Genomic DNA, 14,389 nt, shown 5'->3' with positions numbered 1-14,389 from the left:
CGCTGCTGTCACAGGGCGGCGCGCTCGGCCGTCAGCGTGGTCCGCACCGGGCCGTGCACCACGGCGGCGGCGGCCAGGAGGCGCGCCCAGGTGCGGTAACCCAGCGGCGACGGGTGGAAGCGGTCGATCGCGAAGAACTGGGCCGTGTCCACCGGTAGCGGCCCGGTCAGCAAGTGGCACAACCCCGGCTCCGACGCGCAGAGCCGGGCCAGCTGCCGGTCGAGCAGCCGCGCGTACCCGCCGATCGACCAGCGGAACACGCGCGGCAGCGACCCGAACCGGTGCACCGGCGGAATGCTCACCAGCAGCACCGGCACCGGCCGGCCGATCCGCGCTCGCAGAGCGTCCACCAGAACCGAAACGTCGGCCCGCCAGGCAGACGGGCGCCGGAAGCGCAACGCATCGTTCGTGCCCGCGGACAGCACCACCAGGTCGGCGTCGACCGACCCGGCCGCGCCCACCAACGCCGTGATCCCGCGGACCGTGTCGCCGCTCCGGGCCAGGACCTCCCAGGCCACCGGTCGCCCGGTGCGCTCGGCGAGCGCGGCCGAGAACTGGCCGGCCAGCGCTTCGCCGTGGTGGCCGGCACCAACGCCGGCCACCGAGGAGTCCCCGACGAACAGCACCGACAGCGGCGGCCCGTCCCCGCCGGTCAGCCCGGAAACCGGGCCGGCCGCATCCGGGAGATGCGGGATCCGGCGCGAGATCGCGGCGTGCACACGACCGACCGGTTGTGTCATCGGGGCTCCTCCTGGCGTTCACCGTCCGTTCAGCGAGCGGAAGTGTGCCAGACGAAGATGAACTAGCCCACGACGTCGATGATCCAGGCGGTGGCGAACGCCGCCTCGCGCCACGCGTCGTACCGCCCGCTCGGCCCGGAGTGCCCGGCGCCCATCTCGGTCCGCAGCAGCACGTTCTCGGCTCCCACCGCTCGCAGGCGAGCCACCCACTTCGCCGGCTCGTGGTAGAGCACCCGGGTGTCGTTCAGGCCCGCGAGCGCCAGGATCGCCGGGTAGGGACGCTCCTCGACGTTGTCGTACGGCGCGTAGGCGCGGATGTACGCGTACGCCTCCGGGTCGTGCAGCGGGTCGCCCCACTCCTCCCACTCGGTGACCGTGAGCGGCAGCGACGGATCGAGGATCGACGTGAGTGCGTCCACGAACGGCACGTCGGCGACGATCGCCCGGAACGACTCCGGAGCCAGGTTCGCGATCGCGCCCATCAGCAGCCCACCGGCGCTGCCGCCGCGCGCGACCAACCGTGGCACCGACGTCCACCCGCTCTCGACGACCGCGTGCGCGGCCGCGACGAAGTCGGTGAACGTGTTCATCTTGTGCATCAGCTTGCCGTCGTCGTACCAGTGTCGCCCCAGTTCACCGCCACCGCGGACGTGCGCGACCACGAACACGAAGCCGCGGTCGAGCAGCGAGAGCCTGGCCACCGAGAACCACGGATCCATGCTGATCTCGTACGCGCCGTAGCCGTAGAGCAGGCACGGCGCCGTGCCGTCGCGCGGCGTGTCCTTCCTGGCCACGATCGAGAGCGGCACCTTCGTGCCGTCGGGCGCCGTCGCCCACTCGCGGAACTGCTGGTACTGCTCCGGGTCGTACCCGCCGAGCACCGGCTGCTGCTTCCGCAGCGTCAGCTCGCCGGTCTCCAGGTCGCAGTCGAACACCGAGTCCGGCGTCACCAGGCTCGTGTAGTGCAGCCGGAACTGGGTCGTGCGGTAGTCGGGGTTCCCGGCCGGCTCGACCGTGTAGACCGCCTCCGGGAACGACAGGTCGCGGGGCGACTCGCCGTCGCCGAGGACCCGCAGTCCGGTCAGTCCGTCCTTGCGCAGGTGGACGACGACGTGGCCGGCGAACGCGTCCACGTCGGAGAGGCGCACCGCGGGGTCGTGCGGGATCAGCGGCGTCCAGTCGGCCGGGTCGTCGATCGGGGCGGTCGCCAGCTCGAAGTTCTCGGCGTTGTCGTTGTGCAGGATCAGGAAGCGCTCGGGCCGGGCGCCCGCGGCGGCCTGGTGATCCACCGAGTACTCGACGCCGTCACGGCGCGCGGCGATCAGCCGCAGCTCGTCCCGGGGTGCCCCGGCCGAGAGAACGTGCACCTCGCTGGTGGTCTTGCTACTCGTCTGGACGACGACGTACGCCTCGCTGCGGGACGACCCGACGCCGACCCAGAACCGCTCGTCGGACTCGGAGAAGATCACCGTGTCCTGGTCGGCGGGCGTGCCGACGGTGTGCCGCCACACCTTGTCGGGACGCCAGGCGTCGTCGACCGTGAGGTAGAAGAGCTCGGTGCCGTCGGAGGACCAGGCGGTGCCGTAGGACGTGTTCGGCACCTCGTCGGCGAGGTCTTCGCCGGTGCTCAGATCCTTGACCCGGAGCGTGAAGCGCTCGTCACCGGCGAAGTCGGTGGAGTACGCGAGCAGGCGGTCGTCGGGGCTGACGTCGAACGTGCCGAGCGACAGGAACGCCTTGTCGCCGGCGACCGCGTTCTCGTCGAGCAGGATCACCTCGCCGGGGAGGGACGCGCCGTCCTTCGTGTCGGGCGGGGCGATCTGGCCGGGGTCGGCGGCCAGGCGGCAGTGGATGCCGTACTGCTTGCCCTCTTCGGTACGGGAGAAGTACCACCAGTCGCCCTTGCGGCTGGGCACCGAGAGGTCGGTCTCCTGCGTGCGGCGCTTGATCTCGTCGAACAGCGTCTCGCGGAGGCCTTCCAGGTGCGCGGTGGCCTCCGCGGTATACGCGTTCTCGGCGTTGAGGTACGGCAGCGTGTCTGGGTCGTCCTTGTCGGCCAGCCAGGCGTACTCGTCCGAGACGTCGTCGCCGTGGAAGCTACGGACGAACGGAACCTTCTTGGCGACCGGAGCAGCACTCATACCGGGAAACTTAGCGTGGGGAATGCGGCCGGGTGCGGGCGGTTGAAATCGACATGGACGCTGTCTCTGTGCTGGATTTTGTCGGGATTCCGTACGGCGGTACCGCACACGACGCGATCGAGGCGAGTGTCTCGCTGGCGCAGACCGTGGAGCGTCTGGGGTACCGGCGGATCTGGTTCTCCGAGCACCACAACTCGCCCACGCTCGCCTGCACCGCCCCCGAGCTCCTGATCGCCCGGATCGGGGCGGCGACCTCGACGCTCCGGGTCGGAGCGGGCGGCATCATGCTGCCGAACCACGCCCCGCTCAAGGTGGCGGAGATGTTCCGGACGCTGGAGGCGATGTTCCCGGGCCGGATCGACCTGGGTCTGGGGCGCGCGCCGGGCACCGACGGGCTCACCGCGTTGGCGCTGCGGGGCTCCGAGGAGAAGGTGATGGGGAACGACTTTCCGCAGCTCATGGGTGAGCTGCTGGCGTTCCTGACCGACGGGTTCCCGGCCGACCACCCGTTCGCGCGGGTCCAGGCGACACCGGTCGTGCCATCCTTGCCCGACTTGTGGGTGCTGGGTTCCAGCGACTACGGCGCCCGGTTCGCGGCCGTGAACGGGCTGGCGGCGAGCTTCGCGCACCAGATCAACCCGGAGATCGCCGGCCCCGTGCTGCGGGCGTACCGGCGCGACTTCCGTCCGTCGGAGTTCCTGGCGGAGCCCCGCAGCAGCGTCTCGACGATCGCGTTCGCGACCACGGACCCGGCCGACGCCGACGAGTTCGCCGCGTTCTGGACGCTGAACATGGCCAAGCTGCGCTCCGGCCGACCGTCCCCGACGTCGCCGGAAGAGGTCAAGGAGTTCGCCGCCTCCCCGTCGTTCCCGGCCGCGCGCGAGGCGATGGCCGACCGCCTCACGGTCGGCGCCCCCGATGTCGTGGCGCGGGGCCTTCAAGCCTTGGTCGACGCCACCGAGGCCGACGAACTCATCATCGCCACCCCGGCCCCGGACTACGCCGCCCGGCTGCGCTCGTACGAACTGCTGGCGGAGCTCCTGGTCGAGGTTTGATCGCGGCGCCGATTCATGGTTCGGCGCCTCCGCGCGCCCGGATTCCCGCGCCGTACCGCGGACGACGGACTGCACGGAGCGCGCGATCGACGGCACTTCTCCCGGTCAGGTCGACCTACGAGGGAGAGCACATGTCGGGACCGGTGCGCCAAGACGACACGGACGCGAAGCGCCCGACAGTGGACGATGCCATCGTGGTGGGCAACGCCGTACTAGCCGGCCTGTCGGCGACGTATCTCGCGACAGAGTCGCTGGTCATCACCATGATCACGGCGGCAGCATCCGTCGGGACCGCGATCGCGTTCGCGTGTGCTTGCCGAAATCGCGCCGAGGCTTGCACGGAACCGAGCGCTATCGACACTTAGGGTCATGAAGGTTTTACAGGATAGTGCGCTGGAGGGGTGCACACCGTCCTGGTGCTACGCGCGGGAAGACCATTGCAGCGATCAAACGTCCGAGGGGGTCCGGACGTGCGGATGGCAGCCCGAGGCAAGCGCCACGCACGACGCATGTCCACCCCTCACAGGAAGGCGAAGCCTTCGATGTCTACCTCCCCCGAGCATGCCGCCGACCAGCAGAACACCCACTTCGACGAGTACTTCCGCAGCAACTACGTCCGCCTCGTCCGATGGCTGATCTTCTCCGGCGCGACCGGCGTGGAGGCGCACGACGCCATCCAGTCGGCGATGGAGGCAGCATTCCGCCACTGGCCGAGGATCAGTACGCCGGACCCCTACGTCCGCAAGGTCGCGATGCGGTACTTCCTCCGCGAACGCGCACGAGCCGCACGCGAGAAGCCAACCGAGCGAACCGCTGCCGAACCCGTGGCGACGACACACTTCGAGTACCGCGCCGAAGTTCAAGAGGTACGAGCCGCCCTGGCGAGCCTGCCGCCGGCGCAACGCTTCGTCGTAGCGCTGAGCATGGACGGCTACACCCCGAAGGAGATCTCGCAGCTTCTCGAGAAGCCATCCTCAACCGTCAGGTCTCACCTCCGGTTCGCCCGACGTGCACTCCGGAGCAAGCTGATACGCGGCCACGGACAGGCCACACGAGAGGAGGTCCACGATGGGCCCTGAAGGCGACAACGCCCTGGACGGCGTACTGGCCCGGGCGGCCGCAGCCGCCGACGATGCTCTGACGCGACAACTGGACACCGACCAAAAGCTGCGGGACTTCTATATCGCCCTGGGCAACGCAGAACGCCGAGAAGACGCCAGACAACAATCATGAGCGGCAGGCCCCGCCGCGGGCCTGCCGTCAGAATCCCCGGACCGCAACAGCCGACGGGCCGGCCGTCTCCCCGAAACTCGGACCAAAGTCGGAACCCCGCTCCGCGGCCATGGGCACTGGATCCTGACGGTGGCATTCAATCGGGACGGCACCGTGCTCGCCAGCGGCGGCTTCGACGGCACCGTCAGGCTCTGGGAATTGGCCAGGCACGGCTTGCTCTGCTCTCCGCTCGACGGCAACGACGGAAGCGTCAATTCGGTCGCGTTCAATCCGGCCGGCACTCTGCTGGCTTTCGGCACTGTCGGCTCCACCGTGCAATGGTGGGATCCCACGACCGGCGAGCGGATCCGGTCCTCGCCCACCGGCCATCGGAGCAGCGTCAACGCGGTGGCGTTTCGCCCTGACGGCTCACTGCTCGCCTCCGCCGGCGAGGACGGGACGGTGTTGCTGTGGGATCCGGCGACCGGTGAACAGGTCTGCGCTCCGCTGAGAGGCCACGACGACCTGGTCCAAGCGGCCCGAACGGTGACATTCAGCCCCGACGGGACCCTCCTGGCCACCGGCGGCGACGATGGGGTCGCCCGACTGTGGGAGCTCGGGTAGCCCCGTTGAGGTGACGCGACGGGAAGGCAGCCCCTTGCCACCGACTGCTGATCAACGGGCTGGGGACGGACTCGGCGCGCGACCGTTCCCGGGTCTGATGCCGACCATGACGTTCCCGACCAGCATTCCGACGAAGTCGTCGTCCAACGGCCCCGACCCGGTGAGGAGTCTGTACATGCAGGCTCCCCACAATTGGTCGGATACGACTTCGAGATCGACGTCGATGCGGATCTGCCGTCTTTCCTGGGCATCGCGAAGAGCACGGATGCCGATCGACCGTCGTGGCTCGAGGTAAATGCGGCGGAAGGCAGCGGCCATCTCCGGATCGGTCTGGGCCGCGCCGAGCAACTCGGCCGTGACCTTTCCTGCGGTCGTATTCCGCAGCAGCCCGACGAAGGTTTTCAAGTGCACCACGATGTCGGCTTCGATGTCGCCGGTATCAGGCATGCCCAGAACGGGGTCGACACTCGCGGCGTAAGCCTCCAGCGCCAGGACACCTTTCGTGGCCCACCACTTGTAGATCGTCACTTTGCTGGCACCGGAGAGCGCGGCCACGCCCTCCATCGTGAAGCCCGCCATGCCCTCGCGTCGCAGGAGTTCGTCGGCGGCGGCCAGAATCCGCGCGCGGACTTGCTGGGACGGCCGTCGGCCCCGGCCTGGCCGAGGGGTGACCTCGGGAGGTTGCCCACCCACATACGCAGCCTACAAGCCGGCGCTCGATGGACGATCACGACGGGGCGAGTTACTGTACGGAGCGTTCATATAATGCCGTCCGGAAGAGGGGTGCAGGACCGTGACTGATTTCGGGGCCGCGCTGTTACCAGGCCGGGTCTTCGCTTCCGGTTCGGAGCCCTACGAGCGCGCAACGACTCCTCGTAATGCGCGTTCGGTACAGCGCCCGCTAGCCGTGGTGCGGGCTCATCACCCGGACGACGTCACCGTCTGCGTGCGGGCCGCGGCAGACGCAGGCGTGAAGGTCGCGGTGCAGGCCACCGGCCACGGTGCGGCCGTCGACATCACGTCGGACCAGGTGCTGCTCGATCTCTCCGCGCTCGACAACGTCGAGGTCGACGCTCAGGCCCGGGTGGTCCGTGCCGGGCCGGGCGCCACATTCGCGAAGATCAACGCCGCCGCGTTTCGACACGGCCTGCTCGCGCCAGGCGGTACCGCGGGTGACGTCGGTGTGGCCGGATACACGGCACTCGGGGGCGTCGGCTGGATGACGCGTCCCCACGGGCTGGCCAGCGCCTCACTGCTGTCCGTCGACGTGATCGACGCCACCGGTCGCCGGCTCCACGCCGACGACACGCACCACGACGAAGTGTTGTGGGGTTGGCGCGGAGGGGGCGGCGTCGGCATCGCGACCCAACTCGAGCTCCGCCTGTTCCCCGCGAACGATCTTCATGCCGGCCTGATGCTCTGGAGTGCAGATCACGCCGAGGCGATCATCCCGGCCTGGGGTCGGGCGCTCCCCGACCTCGACCCCTCGCTGACCAGCGCACTCGGAATTCTGAAAGCCCCGGACGCTCCGTTCGTCCCGGAGCATCTGCGGGGAAAGCCGGTCGTGCACCTGTCCGCCGCCACGATCGGCGGGGAGGCCGCCATGCAGACGCTGCGCCATGCGCTGGCATCGCTACCGGATCCCTCGCTCGATACGCTCGGCGCCTGCGACGACAAGCGACTGACGACCATCCACCTCGATCCGCCCGTACCGGTTCCTGCCTTGGGGACCGGACGATGGCTCCGCGCCGAGGCCGGCGAGCATGCGCTCACGATTCTCGCCGAGGCTGAGATCTCTCCTGACTCGCCTCTCGTCAAAGTGGAACTGCGCCACGTGACCGCTCCCCCGTCGGACATTTCAGGAGCGTTGACGTCCTGCCCCGGAGACTTGACACTGCACGCACTTGGTCCGGCCAAGGACGATACGACCACCGGACCTGTCGAAGCGGCGCTCACCCGAGTGCTCGCCACCACCAAACCCGTGGACGCCGGCCAGAGCGTGGCGTCGTTCTGCGACGGGCGGGTCCAGGTTCCCGAGGCCTATCCGCCCGTCGTCGCAGCTCGTCTCGATACCGTCCGTCGAACCCTTGATCCCGAGGGACTGATCTCGCCTTCTCGCCACCTGAAATAGCGACTGGCTTGATGAAGGTGCCTGTCAGTGCGTCTCCTGCCGAGTGAGCCTGCGGCGGGCGAGGTCGACTGGGGCCTCCGCCTGGCCGGGCGTCAGGGACCGGGCGTCAGGGACCGGGCATCAGGGACCGGCGGCAGAGGGTGGCCAGGCCGGGGTGCACCGGCCACGGGACCTCGGCGCGGGCGCCGTCGGCATCCGGGAACAGGTCGCGGACGCCTTCGGACGCCTGTGGGAACGGCCCCCGTGCGCGCGGCCGGATGACAGCGCGAACTCCGGCGAAGCTTCGCACCGTGACGGCGCCCACCCGACGGGCCCCGCACGGTGTCGGGCGGCGCGGAGCACCTGAGCCCCACCTTCGAGCGCGTCCGGAGCGCACCCGCGGCCAAGGGCGTCCGAGACGTCACCTCCGGAGCGGTCCCGCTAGTGGTCTGACCGGCCACTCTCGACTGGACGTTCGTGCACGACGACAAATCGTTCCTACCACCGGCGACCGTAGGAACGATTTGTCGTCGATCAACGCTCTCCGCGTCGGAATTGCGGATGTTCGGAGGGGTGGTCCCCGGTCGATCAGCGGTGTTGGGCGCCGTCCGTCTCAGCTGGGGGGCGCGCTCCCTCCTGGCGCGACGGCGGTGTTGTCGCGCGGTGCTGCCGGGGCGAGCAGCGCCGGCTCGTCGGCGTTGGCCGCGGCCCGGTCGGCTGCGCTCGACAGGGGCCTCACTCGATCGGCGCGGGGGCGTGCGGGAGCGCGTCGCTCTGGGCGAGGTCGTGATTGATCCACAGTTGAGCGCCCTCGTCGCGGCAAAGGGCGTCGATGCGTTCCATCGAGCGGAGGCTGGCGGCGTGGTCGGCGTTGAAGGTGGGCACTCGCCGCTGCTCGAAGTTCTCAGCGAAATGGGCGACGTCGCCGCTGAGAATCACCGGCCCGGTTCGGGGCAGCCGGACCAGCAGCGACTGATGCCCTGGGGTATGGCCGGGCGTCGAGAGGACGGTGACTGAGCCGTCGCCAAAGATGTCGCGATCGCCGTCCAAGAGCACCGTCTGGTTGTGCAGCATCGTCTCGTAGAGACGCGGGAGGAAGCCGTAGGCGCCGGGGTCGGGGCCGAACATCGCCTCGTATTCCGGACGCTGCACGTACCAGACGGCGCCCGAGAAGAGCCGGCTGTTCCCGACGTGGTCGAAGTGCGCGTGCGAAAACGCCACGTCGGTGACCCTGGCGGGGTCGACGCCGAGTTCGGCGAACTGGGAGACGAGCGAGCGTCGCTTGACGCCGCGAACGTCGTGGGCGACGACCTCGCCCCCGGGACTGTCGATCAGCGCGTCGTCCACGCCGGAGTCCCACACGAGTAGGTCGCCGCCATGCACGATCAGGTAGGCGTTGTCGCTGAAGACGCGTGACTCCCGGACCCCGACGCCGGGCGACCACGGGGAAATGTCCCGGACGTGGGCCTGACCGCCGTCCAAAACGTAGATCCGGTCGACGGTCGAAGGCCGCGGCGGGGCCGCGTCCGGCTCAAGCGTCATGCGTGGGGGACGTCGGTGGTGAAGGCCAGCTCGCGGCCGGCTTCGACGTCGTTGGTGAGCGACTCGATCCGGGCCTTGGCCAGGCCATAAGAGTCCGAACCGAGCAGCTGGTGCATCGGCGCCTTGCCTGACACGGCGACGCCGATGATGGCGGTGGCCGCCTTGACCGGGTCTCCGAGCTGCGTGCCGGGCATCGCCAGGTGCGTCTTGGTCATCTCCCGGATGGCGTCGTAGCCGTCCACCGTGCTGGACGGCAGACCCAGAGAGGAGCCACGCAGGAAATCGGTCCGGGTGTACCCGGGCTCGACCAGCGTGACGTTCACCGCGAAACCGGCGACCTCCGCGGCCAGCGACTCGGTCAGTCCCTCCAGGGCGTACTTACCGGCGCAGTAGAGACCCCAGCCCGGAAACGCGGTCAGCCCGAGGATCGAGGAAATGTTGATGATGTGGCCGCTTCGCCGGGCCCGCATCGCGGGCAGTGCCGAGCGCAGCACGTTCCAGACTCCGAAGATCTGAACGTCGAACATCTGCCGGGCCTCGGCGTCGGTGACCTCTTCGACCGCGCCGAGGAAGCCGTAGCCGGCGTTGTTGACCACCACGTCGATCGCGCCGAACCGCTCCCTGGCCGCCTCGACCGCCCCGGCGACTGCGGCCTCGTCGACCAGGTCCACCTCGAGTGGCAGCAGCCGGGACCGGTCCGCCGAACCCAGGGCCGTCTCGAGGCGCTCGAGCGAGCGAGTGGTGGCCACGACGTTGTCGCCGCGCCGCAGCAGCTGGGCAATCAGCTCCAGGCCGAGGCCGCGGGACGTGCCGGTGACGAACCACGTGGCCGGGCCGGTGGCGGGATAAGACATCGGGATCTCCTCAAACATTCCGTTGACGGATCCAGCCTGCGGCGCGGGCTCCGGCCCTCACACCCCTCAGCTGGCCCAGCCGTACCAGGGAACGACCTGCCCACCCGGCCCCTTGGAGCAGGCGTTCCACGGCGCGATCATGGGAACATGGCGGCGAACGCAAACCTGGGCGAGTTCCTGCGCGCGTGCCGAGCCGGCACGGCGCCGGAGACCGTCGGGATCACGCGGCCGGCGTCGGCAACCGATCGGCGGGTCAGCGGCCTGCGCCGTGAAGAGGTCGCCCAGCTCGCCGGCGTCAGCGCCGACTACTACACCCGTCTGGAGCAGGGTCGGCACAGCACGCCCTCCGAGGCGGTGGTCGACGCGCTGGCCTGCGTCTTCCAACTCGAGGCCGCCGGCCGTGCTCACCTCGCCGACCTGGCCCGTCCCGCCCGGCGCCGCATCGGGAAACTGCCGGCCCAGCGGGTCCGGCCGGCGATGCTGCAGATGATCGCCTCGATGACCGAACACCCCGCCCTCATCCTCGGCCGCCGCACCGACGTCCTGGCCGCCAACCCGCTGGCCCGGGCGCTGCTCACCGACTGGACGAAACTCCCGCCCCGGCATCGCAACTACGCTCGATGGATATTCCTCGACCCGGACGCCCGCGAAGCCTTCCTCGACTGGCGCACCGTCGCGGCCGAGGTTGTCGGCACGCTCCGCTTCTACGCCGGCCGGGCTCCCGACGACCCGCAGCTCAACGAACTCGTCGGGGAGCTGACCATCAAAAGTCCCGAATTCCGGACCGGGTGGAACGACCACCGGGTGCACGAGCGAACCCACGGCACCAAGCGGATGACGCATCCCGCCGTCGGGCCCATCACCGTCAAGTACGAGGCCCTGACGCTGCCCGGCGACGAGGATCAGACCCTGTTCCTCTACACCACCGATCCCGGTAGCCCCTCATACGACAATCTGCGCCTACTTGCGGTCTGGGCCACCCGGCAGCACGATGCCGCGCCCGCGCCGCGTCACTAGCCTGGTCGCTTCGTGAGGGAATGGTCCCCGCCGCCACCTTCGACGTGACCTCCGCGTTCGATCCCTCCTCCTAGCCGGCGGGCCATCAGCCGACCAGGGTCATCGCACGGAACCGGTTGAGGAGGGGTCTGTCACCGATGACCTGGACGCCGGTCACGTCGGGGTCGGCCGCGTCCCACAAGACCGAACCGAGGTCGTCCGGATCGCCCTCGAGCACCAGGTCCGGTGCGGCCGCCGCGCCCCACCCGACCTCGATGCCGCCCTGGGCGACCCGCGCAGCAGCGGGACCGCCCGGGAGACGGAACTCGACGGTCAGCTCCAGGTCGGTATCTCGGTGCCCCTCGAAGACGACGTCGAACGCCAGGAGAAACGCATCGTCGGTGAGCCCGAGATGGTCCGGCGGCAGGTCGGCCGTCGCTCCCCACCGCCCCAGTTCACGCAGCACCGGGCGCAACGCCAGGCCGCGCTGCGATAGCGCGTAGACGTCGACGTTGGCCGGTGCTCCCAGCGATCGGCGCACCACGATCCCGTGGTCGGTCAGTTCGCGCAGCCGCTTGGCGACCATGTCCGGCCCCGCCGCTCGCAGCCCGTCCGTAAGCGCTCCGAACCGCTTCGGACCCAGCATCAACTCGCGCACGATCAACAGCGCCCAGCGGTCGCCGACCAGATCGAGCGCCCGGGCGACGGCGCACGCGTCGCTGTAGGTCTTCAAGCCGACTCCAGCGTTAGTTGGTTTTTCCAAGTGTAAGGTCGGCAAAACCAGATACCGAGGAGACATCATGACGTTGGTGGTCAGCACGCTTGTCTCGCTCGACGGAGTGGTCGAGAGCCCGTGGCAATGGGCGATGTTCGACGACGCGGCCCGGGAGCACTCGCTGGACCAGCTAGCCGCCTACGACGCGTTCCTGCTCGGCCGCCGCACCTTCGACGACCTCTCCCGAAGCTGGGCTCCACTGTCGGGCGACCCTTACATCGACGCGATCAATTTGATGCCGAAGCGGATAGTCACCCATCACCCCGAAGACCTGGGTTGGAACTCCACCGCGCTGACGGGTGACCCGATCGAGGCGATCGCAGCCTTGAAGGAGGCCGGCGTCCGGCTGATCAAGTACGGGGTCAGCGACTTGGACACCGACCTGATCCGGGGCCGCTTGGTCGACCGTTACGACTTCATCTACAGCCCCATCGCGGTAGGCGCCGGCCGCAGGTTGTTCGAGAACGTCGACACCACCGGTATGAGGCTGTTGTTGACCGACTCGCTGAACTTCCCCAACGGCGCGGTAAAACTCCAGTACGAGACGACTTATACCGGCTGACCCGTCCGGCCGTGACGTGTTGCGCTGACCGGCGGCTCCCAGACCATCGCCATGGAGCGTTAATTCCTACGGGGATGCTCCGCCGTAACGCGATGACGCTGGACATCCCTTGCTCCACGCGACCGGCTAGTACGAATCGACACCGCAGGGACCCGGCTGGTGCCGCACTCGGCCACGTCCGACCATCGGCACCGGACGTGAACGTCATGGCCGACCCCACCCCGGGACACGCGCCGGGCCCACCTCAGCTTCCTCGACGAGGACAAGGCATCCCTTCATCGGCGACCGCCTCGGCCTGATCGACGGCCCGCTCGCCCGCACGATTCGACACCGACATCCAACTCACCGAACAAATTCTCCAGCGCGGACCCCTGGAGACCACTTGACACCCCGCCCGAGCCAAGGCAGCCGACAATTCGCCCGGCCGAACGCCGAACGCCGAACGCCGAACGCCGAACGCCGAACGCCGAACGCCGAACGCGGGAAGAGGGAGTGTTGTGAACCGAACGTTCGCGGCGTCATCCCGACGATCGAATCGGCGCGCGTCCAGCGAGAAGGTAGTCCCAGGACGGGGACACACCCCGCCGAACAACCTCAGGAGGCTGGACGACATGAGCGGCTGCTACGACTACGACTACTCGTACGACTGCAACGACAACTCGTACGACTACGACTGCCGCCCCCGTCGCCGCCACCACCGCAAGCACTACAACGACTGCTGGGACTACAACTACTGCAACTGAACCACCCAGCACCCCCGGCCCGGAACGCGAAACCCGCGCTCCGGGCCGCACCACGTCCAGGCCAAGAGACCCGCTCTGAACTCTGCGCGCCGGAGCAGCGTGTTGAACTGCCGCGGCGGTCCGGAGTATCCGGCCTACAGCCATGTCACCGTGAACGACCGTCAAGGCATTGGTTCGACTCGCCAATCGAGCGCCACTAGCTTCCGCTGGAGCGCATCCGGGAATTCGACGAAGCCGACTGGCCGCAGGTGTGGACGGCAGGATCGTCGGTTCGGCGAAGATGGGGCCGAACCGGCCAGGGCCTGGCTCCCATGTCTCGACGGCACGTTTCATGGTGGCCGCGGAGGCGCGCGGTCGCGGGGTCGGCGCGCGGTTATGCCGCTTCGCGCTGGACTGGGCCGAAGACGAGGGCACGGTCCCAAGGGCCTTCGCTCATCCCACACTGGGCCGCGCCGGCCTGCCTCTGATGTACCGCGAGTTCTGAGAAGTCGCCAGGTCCAGCCACCCGTTCACTAGGGCGGCGCACACCGGCCCCCTGCCGGTGACGCGCCTTGAGGTCGTGCACGCAGTGCCGCCGGGTGGCTAGTTGGCGGACGAGTAGATGTTGAGGAGATTCCCGTCGGGATCGCGGAGAAGCATCGAGCGGTTGCCCCACGGCTGGCTGGTCGGCTCCTGAACCCAGTCGGTGACGTGGCCGGCAAGTCGCGCACGCACGGCATCTAGGTCCTCGACCTGGAACTCCAGGATCGCCGAACGGTTGGCCCGGGCCGAAGCCGCCCCGTTGTTGTAGCGGTTGACCCCCGAGGTAGTCACCAGCGCCAGGACCGCCCCGTCGGCGCGCATCTCGACGTAGTCCTCACCACCGAAGGGAGTCACCGGTTCAGTGGAGAGGAGGACGCGGTAGAACGCCGTGAGCGCGGCGAGATCATCAGTCACCAGCCGTACCGATGCAAGCTTCATCTGGACTCTCCTGCGGACGCGGATGGTCACTTCGCTACGCTACAGTAGCGTAGCGAAATAGCAAAAGGGAGATCG

General features: G+C 68.9%; 16 protein-coding genes and 1 pseudogene. 10 read left to right on the top strand and 7 right to left on the bottom strand.

The window, feature by feature from the left end; translation table 11 throughout:
- Nucleotides 1-8: 8 nt before the first annotated feature.
- Together ACIBZJ_RS23955 and ACIBZJ_RS23950 are read right to left on the bottom strand one after the other, a co-directional pair.
- The gene (locus ACIBZJ_RS23955; protein WP_395933079.1) at nucleotides 9-740 is read right to left on the bottom strand and encodes an SGNH/GDSL hydrolase family protein; all 732 of its coding nucleotides are present in this window, start codon (nucleotides 738-740) and stop codon (nucleotides 9-11) included.
- Between the two features lie 62 nt (nucleotides 741-802).
- On the bottom strand, nucleotides 803-2,881 hold the full coding sequence (locus ACIBZJ_RS23950) for a S9 family peptidase (RefSeq protein WP_395933077.1): 2,079 nt from the start codon (nucleotides 2,879-2,881) through the stop codon (nucleotides 803-805).
- Nucleotides 2,882-2,934: 53 nt separating this feature from the next.
- Here ACIBZJ_RS23950 and ACIBZJ_RS23945 point away from each other — a divergent pair, with 53 nt between their 5' ends.
- The 5 genes from ACIBZJ_RS23945 to ACIBZJ_RS23925 all read left to right on the top strand — a co-directional run bounded on the left by ACIBZJ_RS23945 (nucleotide 2,935) and on the right by ACIBZJ_RS23925 (nucleotide 5,772).
- Nucleotides 2,935-3,936, top strand: coding sequence for an LLM class flavin-dependent oxidoreductase (locus tag ACIBZJ_RS23945; protein ID WP_395933075.1), 1,002 nt, complete (start codon nucleotides 2,935-2,937; stop codon nucleotides 3,934-3,936).
- Nucleotides 3,937-4,067: 131 nt separating this feature from the next.
- Entirely contained in the window at nucleotides 4,068-4,301 is a 234-nt protein-coding gene (locus ACIBZJ_RS23940) for a hypothetical protein (protein ID WP_395933074.1), read from the top strand.
- Between the two features lie 144 nt (nucleotides 4,302-4,445).
- Nucleotides 4,446-5,015, top strand: a complete 570-nt coding sequence (locus ACIBZJ_RS23935) for a sigma-70 family RNA polymerase sigma factor (RefSeq protein WP_395933073.1) — start codon at nucleotides 4,446-4,448, stop codon at nucleotides 5,013-5,015.
- The gene (locus ACIBZJ_RS23930; protein ID WP_395933072.1) at nucleotides 5,005-5,169 is read left to right on the top strand and encodes a hypothetical protein; all 165 of its coding nucleotides are present in this window, start codon (nucleotides 5,005-5,007) and stop codon (nucleotides 5,167-5,169) included. Before ACIBZJ_RS23935 ends, ACIBZJ_RS23930 begins: the two co-directional genes overlap by 11 nt.
- 21 nt (nucleotides 5,170-5,190) lie before the next feature.
- A complete protein-coding gene (locus ACIBZJ_RS23925; protein ID WP_395933252.1) occupies nucleotides 5,191-5,772 on the top strand; it encodes a WD40 repeat domain-containing protein in 582 nt (193 codons plus the stop codon).
- A gap of 51 nt (nucleotides 5,773-5,823) precedes the next feature.
- On the opposite strand, the gene ACIBZJ_RS23920 is transcribed toward ACIBZJ_RS23925, so the two are convergent.
- Nucleotides 5,824-6,390: a TetR/AcrR family transcriptional regulator gene (locus tag ACIBZJ_RS23920; RefSeq protein WP_395933250.1), complete on the bottom strand. Its 567-nt coding sequence runs from the start codon at nucleotides 6,388-6,390 to the stop codon at nucleotides 5,824-5,826.
- 175 nt (nucleotides 6,391-6,565) lie between these two features.
- On the opposite strand from ACIBZJ_RS23920, the gene ACIBZJ_RS23915 reads away from it, so the two are divergent.
- Nucleotides 6,566-7,903 carry an FAD-binding oxidoreductase gene (locus tag ACIBZJ_RS23915; protein WP_395933071.1) on the top strand — a complete coding sequence of 446 codons (1,338 nt, stop codon included), beginning with the start codon at nucleotides 6,566-6,568 and terminating at the stop codon, nucleotides 7,901-7,903.
- Nucleotides 7,904-8,617: 714 nt separating this feature from the next.
- Here ACIBZJ_RS23915 and ACIBZJ_RS23910 read toward each other — a convergent pair.
- Both ACIBZJ_RS23910 and ACIBZJ_RS23905 read right to left on the bottom strand, forming a co-directional pair.
- Nucleotides 8,618-9,424, bottom strand: coding sequence for an N-acyl homoserine lactonase family protein (locus tag ACIBZJ_RS23910; RefSeq protein ID WP_395933070.1), 807 nt, complete (start codon nucleotides 9,422-9,424; stop codon nucleotides 8,618-8,620).
- Nucleotides 9,421-10,278, bottom strand: coding sequence for an SDR family NAD(P)-dependent oxidoreductase (locus ACIBZJ_RS23905; RefSeq protein WP_395933068.1), 858 nt, complete (start codon nucleotides 10,276-10,278; stop codon nucleotides 9,421-9,423). Before ACIBZJ_RS23905 ends, ACIBZJ_RS23910 begins: the two co-directional genes overlap by 4 nt.
- Before the next feature lie 147 nt (nucleotides 10,279-10,425).
- On the opposite strand from ACIBZJ_RS23905, the gene ACIBZJ_RS23900 reads away from it, so the two are divergent.
- Nucleotides 10,426-11,295, top strand: a complete 870-nt coding sequence (locus ACIBZJ_RS23900; protein WP_395933066.1) for a helix-turn-helix transcriptional regulator — start codon at nucleotides 10,426-10,428, stop codon at nucleotides 11,293-11,295.
- A gap of 85 nt (nucleotides 11,296-11,380) precedes the next feature.
- Here ACIBZJ_RS23900 and ACIBZJ_RS23895 read toward each other — a convergent pair whose 3' ends face one another.
- Nucleotides 11,381-12,007, bottom strand: a complete 627-nt coding sequence (locus ACIBZJ_RS23895; protein ID WP_395933064.1) for a winged helix-turn-helix transcriptional regulator — start codon at nucleotides 12,005-12,007, stop codon at nucleotides 11,381-11,383.
- Nucleotides 12,008-12,074: 67 nt separating this feature from the next.
- On the opposite strand from ACIBZJ_RS23895, the gene ACIBZJ_RS23890 reads away from it, so the two are divergent.
- The 3 genes and pseudogenes from ACIBZJ_RS23890 to ACIBZJ_RS23880 all read left to right on the top strand — a co-directional run.
- Nucleotides 12,075-12,611 (top strand): dihydrofolate reductase family protein, encoded by a 537-nt coding sequence (locus tag ACIBZJ_RS23890; RefSeq protein WP_395933062.1) that lies wholly within the window; start codon nucleotides 12,075-12,077, stop codon nucleotides 12,609-12,611.
- A gap of 611 nt (nucleotides 12,612-13,222) precedes the next feature.
- Nucleotides 13,223-13,354: a hypothetical protein gene (locus ACIBZJ_RS23885; RefSeq protein WP_395933060.1), complete on the top strand. Its 132-nt coding sequence runs from the start codon at nucleotides 13,223-13,225 to the stop codon at nucleotides 13,352-13,354.
- Between the two features lie 235 nt (nucleotides 13,355-13,589).
- A pseudogene (locus ACIBZJ_RS23880) lies at nucleotides 13,590-13,838 on the top strand (GNAT family N-acetyltransferase); the annotation flags it as partial.
- A 98-nt stretch (nucleotides 13,839-13,936) separates the two neighbouring features.
- Here ACIBZJ_RS23880 and ACIBZJ_RS23875 read toward each other — a convergent pair.
- A complete protein-coding gene (locus ACIBZJ_RS23875; RefSeq protein ID WP_395933059.1) occupies nucleotides 13,937-14,344 on the bottom strand; it encodes a VOC family protein in 408 nt (135 codons plus the stop codon).
- Nucleotides 14,345-14,389 lie beyond the last annotated feature (45 nt).

The sequence above is a fragment of the Cryptosporangium sp. NPDC051539 genome, from assembly GCF_044454545.1.
In the GTDB taxonomy this organism is placed as follows: Bacteria; Actinomycetota; Actinomycetes; order Mycobacteriales; family Cryptosporangiaceae; genus Cryptosporangium.
The sequence above is the reverse complement of the archived record's forward strand: the minus strand, read 5'-3'. Positions and strand labels throughout refer to the sequence as shown.

Excerpts from the sequence above, each read along its gene's own strand:
- ACIBZJ_RS23955 (WP_395933079.1), bottom strand. The coding sequence starts at position 740 with ATGACACAACCGGTCGGTCGTGTGCACGCCGCGATCTCGCGCCGGATC.
- ACIBZJ_RS23950 (WP_395933077.1), bottom strand. The coding sequence starts at position 2,881 with ATGAGTGCTGCTCCGGTCGCCAAGAAGGTTCCGTTCGTCCGTAGCTTC.
- ACIBZJ_RS23945 (WP_395933075.1), top strand. The coding sequence starts at position 2,935 with ATGGACGCTGTCTCTGTGCTGGATTTTGTCGGGATTCCGTACGGCGGT.
- ACIBZJ_RS23940 (WP_395933074.1), top strand. The coding sequence starts at position 4,068 with ATGTCGGGACCGGTGCGCCAAGACGACACGGACGCGAAGCGCCCGACA.
- ACIBZJ_RS23935 (WP_395933073.1), top strand. The coding sequence starts at position 4,446 with ATGTCCACCCCTCACAGGAAGGCGAAGCCTTCGATGTCTACCTCCCCC.
- ACIBZJ_RS23930 (WP_395933072.1), top strand. The coding sequence starts at position 5,005 with ATGGGCCCTGAAGGCGACAACGCCCTGGACGGCGTACTGGCCCGGGCG.
- ACIBZJ_RS23910 (WP_395933070.1), bottom strand. The coding sequence starts at position 9,424 with ATGACGCTTGAGCCGGACGCGGCCCCGCCGCGGCCTTCGACCGTCGAC.
- ACIBZJ_RS23905 (WP_395933068.1), bottom strand. The coding sequence starts at position 10,278 with ATGTCTTATCCCGCCACCGGCCCGGCCACGTGGTTCGTCACCGGCACG.
- ACIBZJ_RS23900 (WP_395933066.1), top strand. The coding sequence starts at position 10,426 with ATGGCGGCGAACGCAAACCTGGGCGAGTTCCTGCGCGCGTGCCGAGCC.
- ACIBZJ_RS23890 (WP_395933062.1), top strand. The coding sequence starts at position 12,075 with ATGACGTTGGTGGTCAGCACGCTTGTCTCGCTCGACGGAGTGGTCGAG.
- ACIBZJ_RS23885 (WP_395933060.1), top strand. The coding sequence starts at position 13,223 with ATGAGCGGCTGCTACGACTACGACTACTCGTACGACTGCAACGACAAC.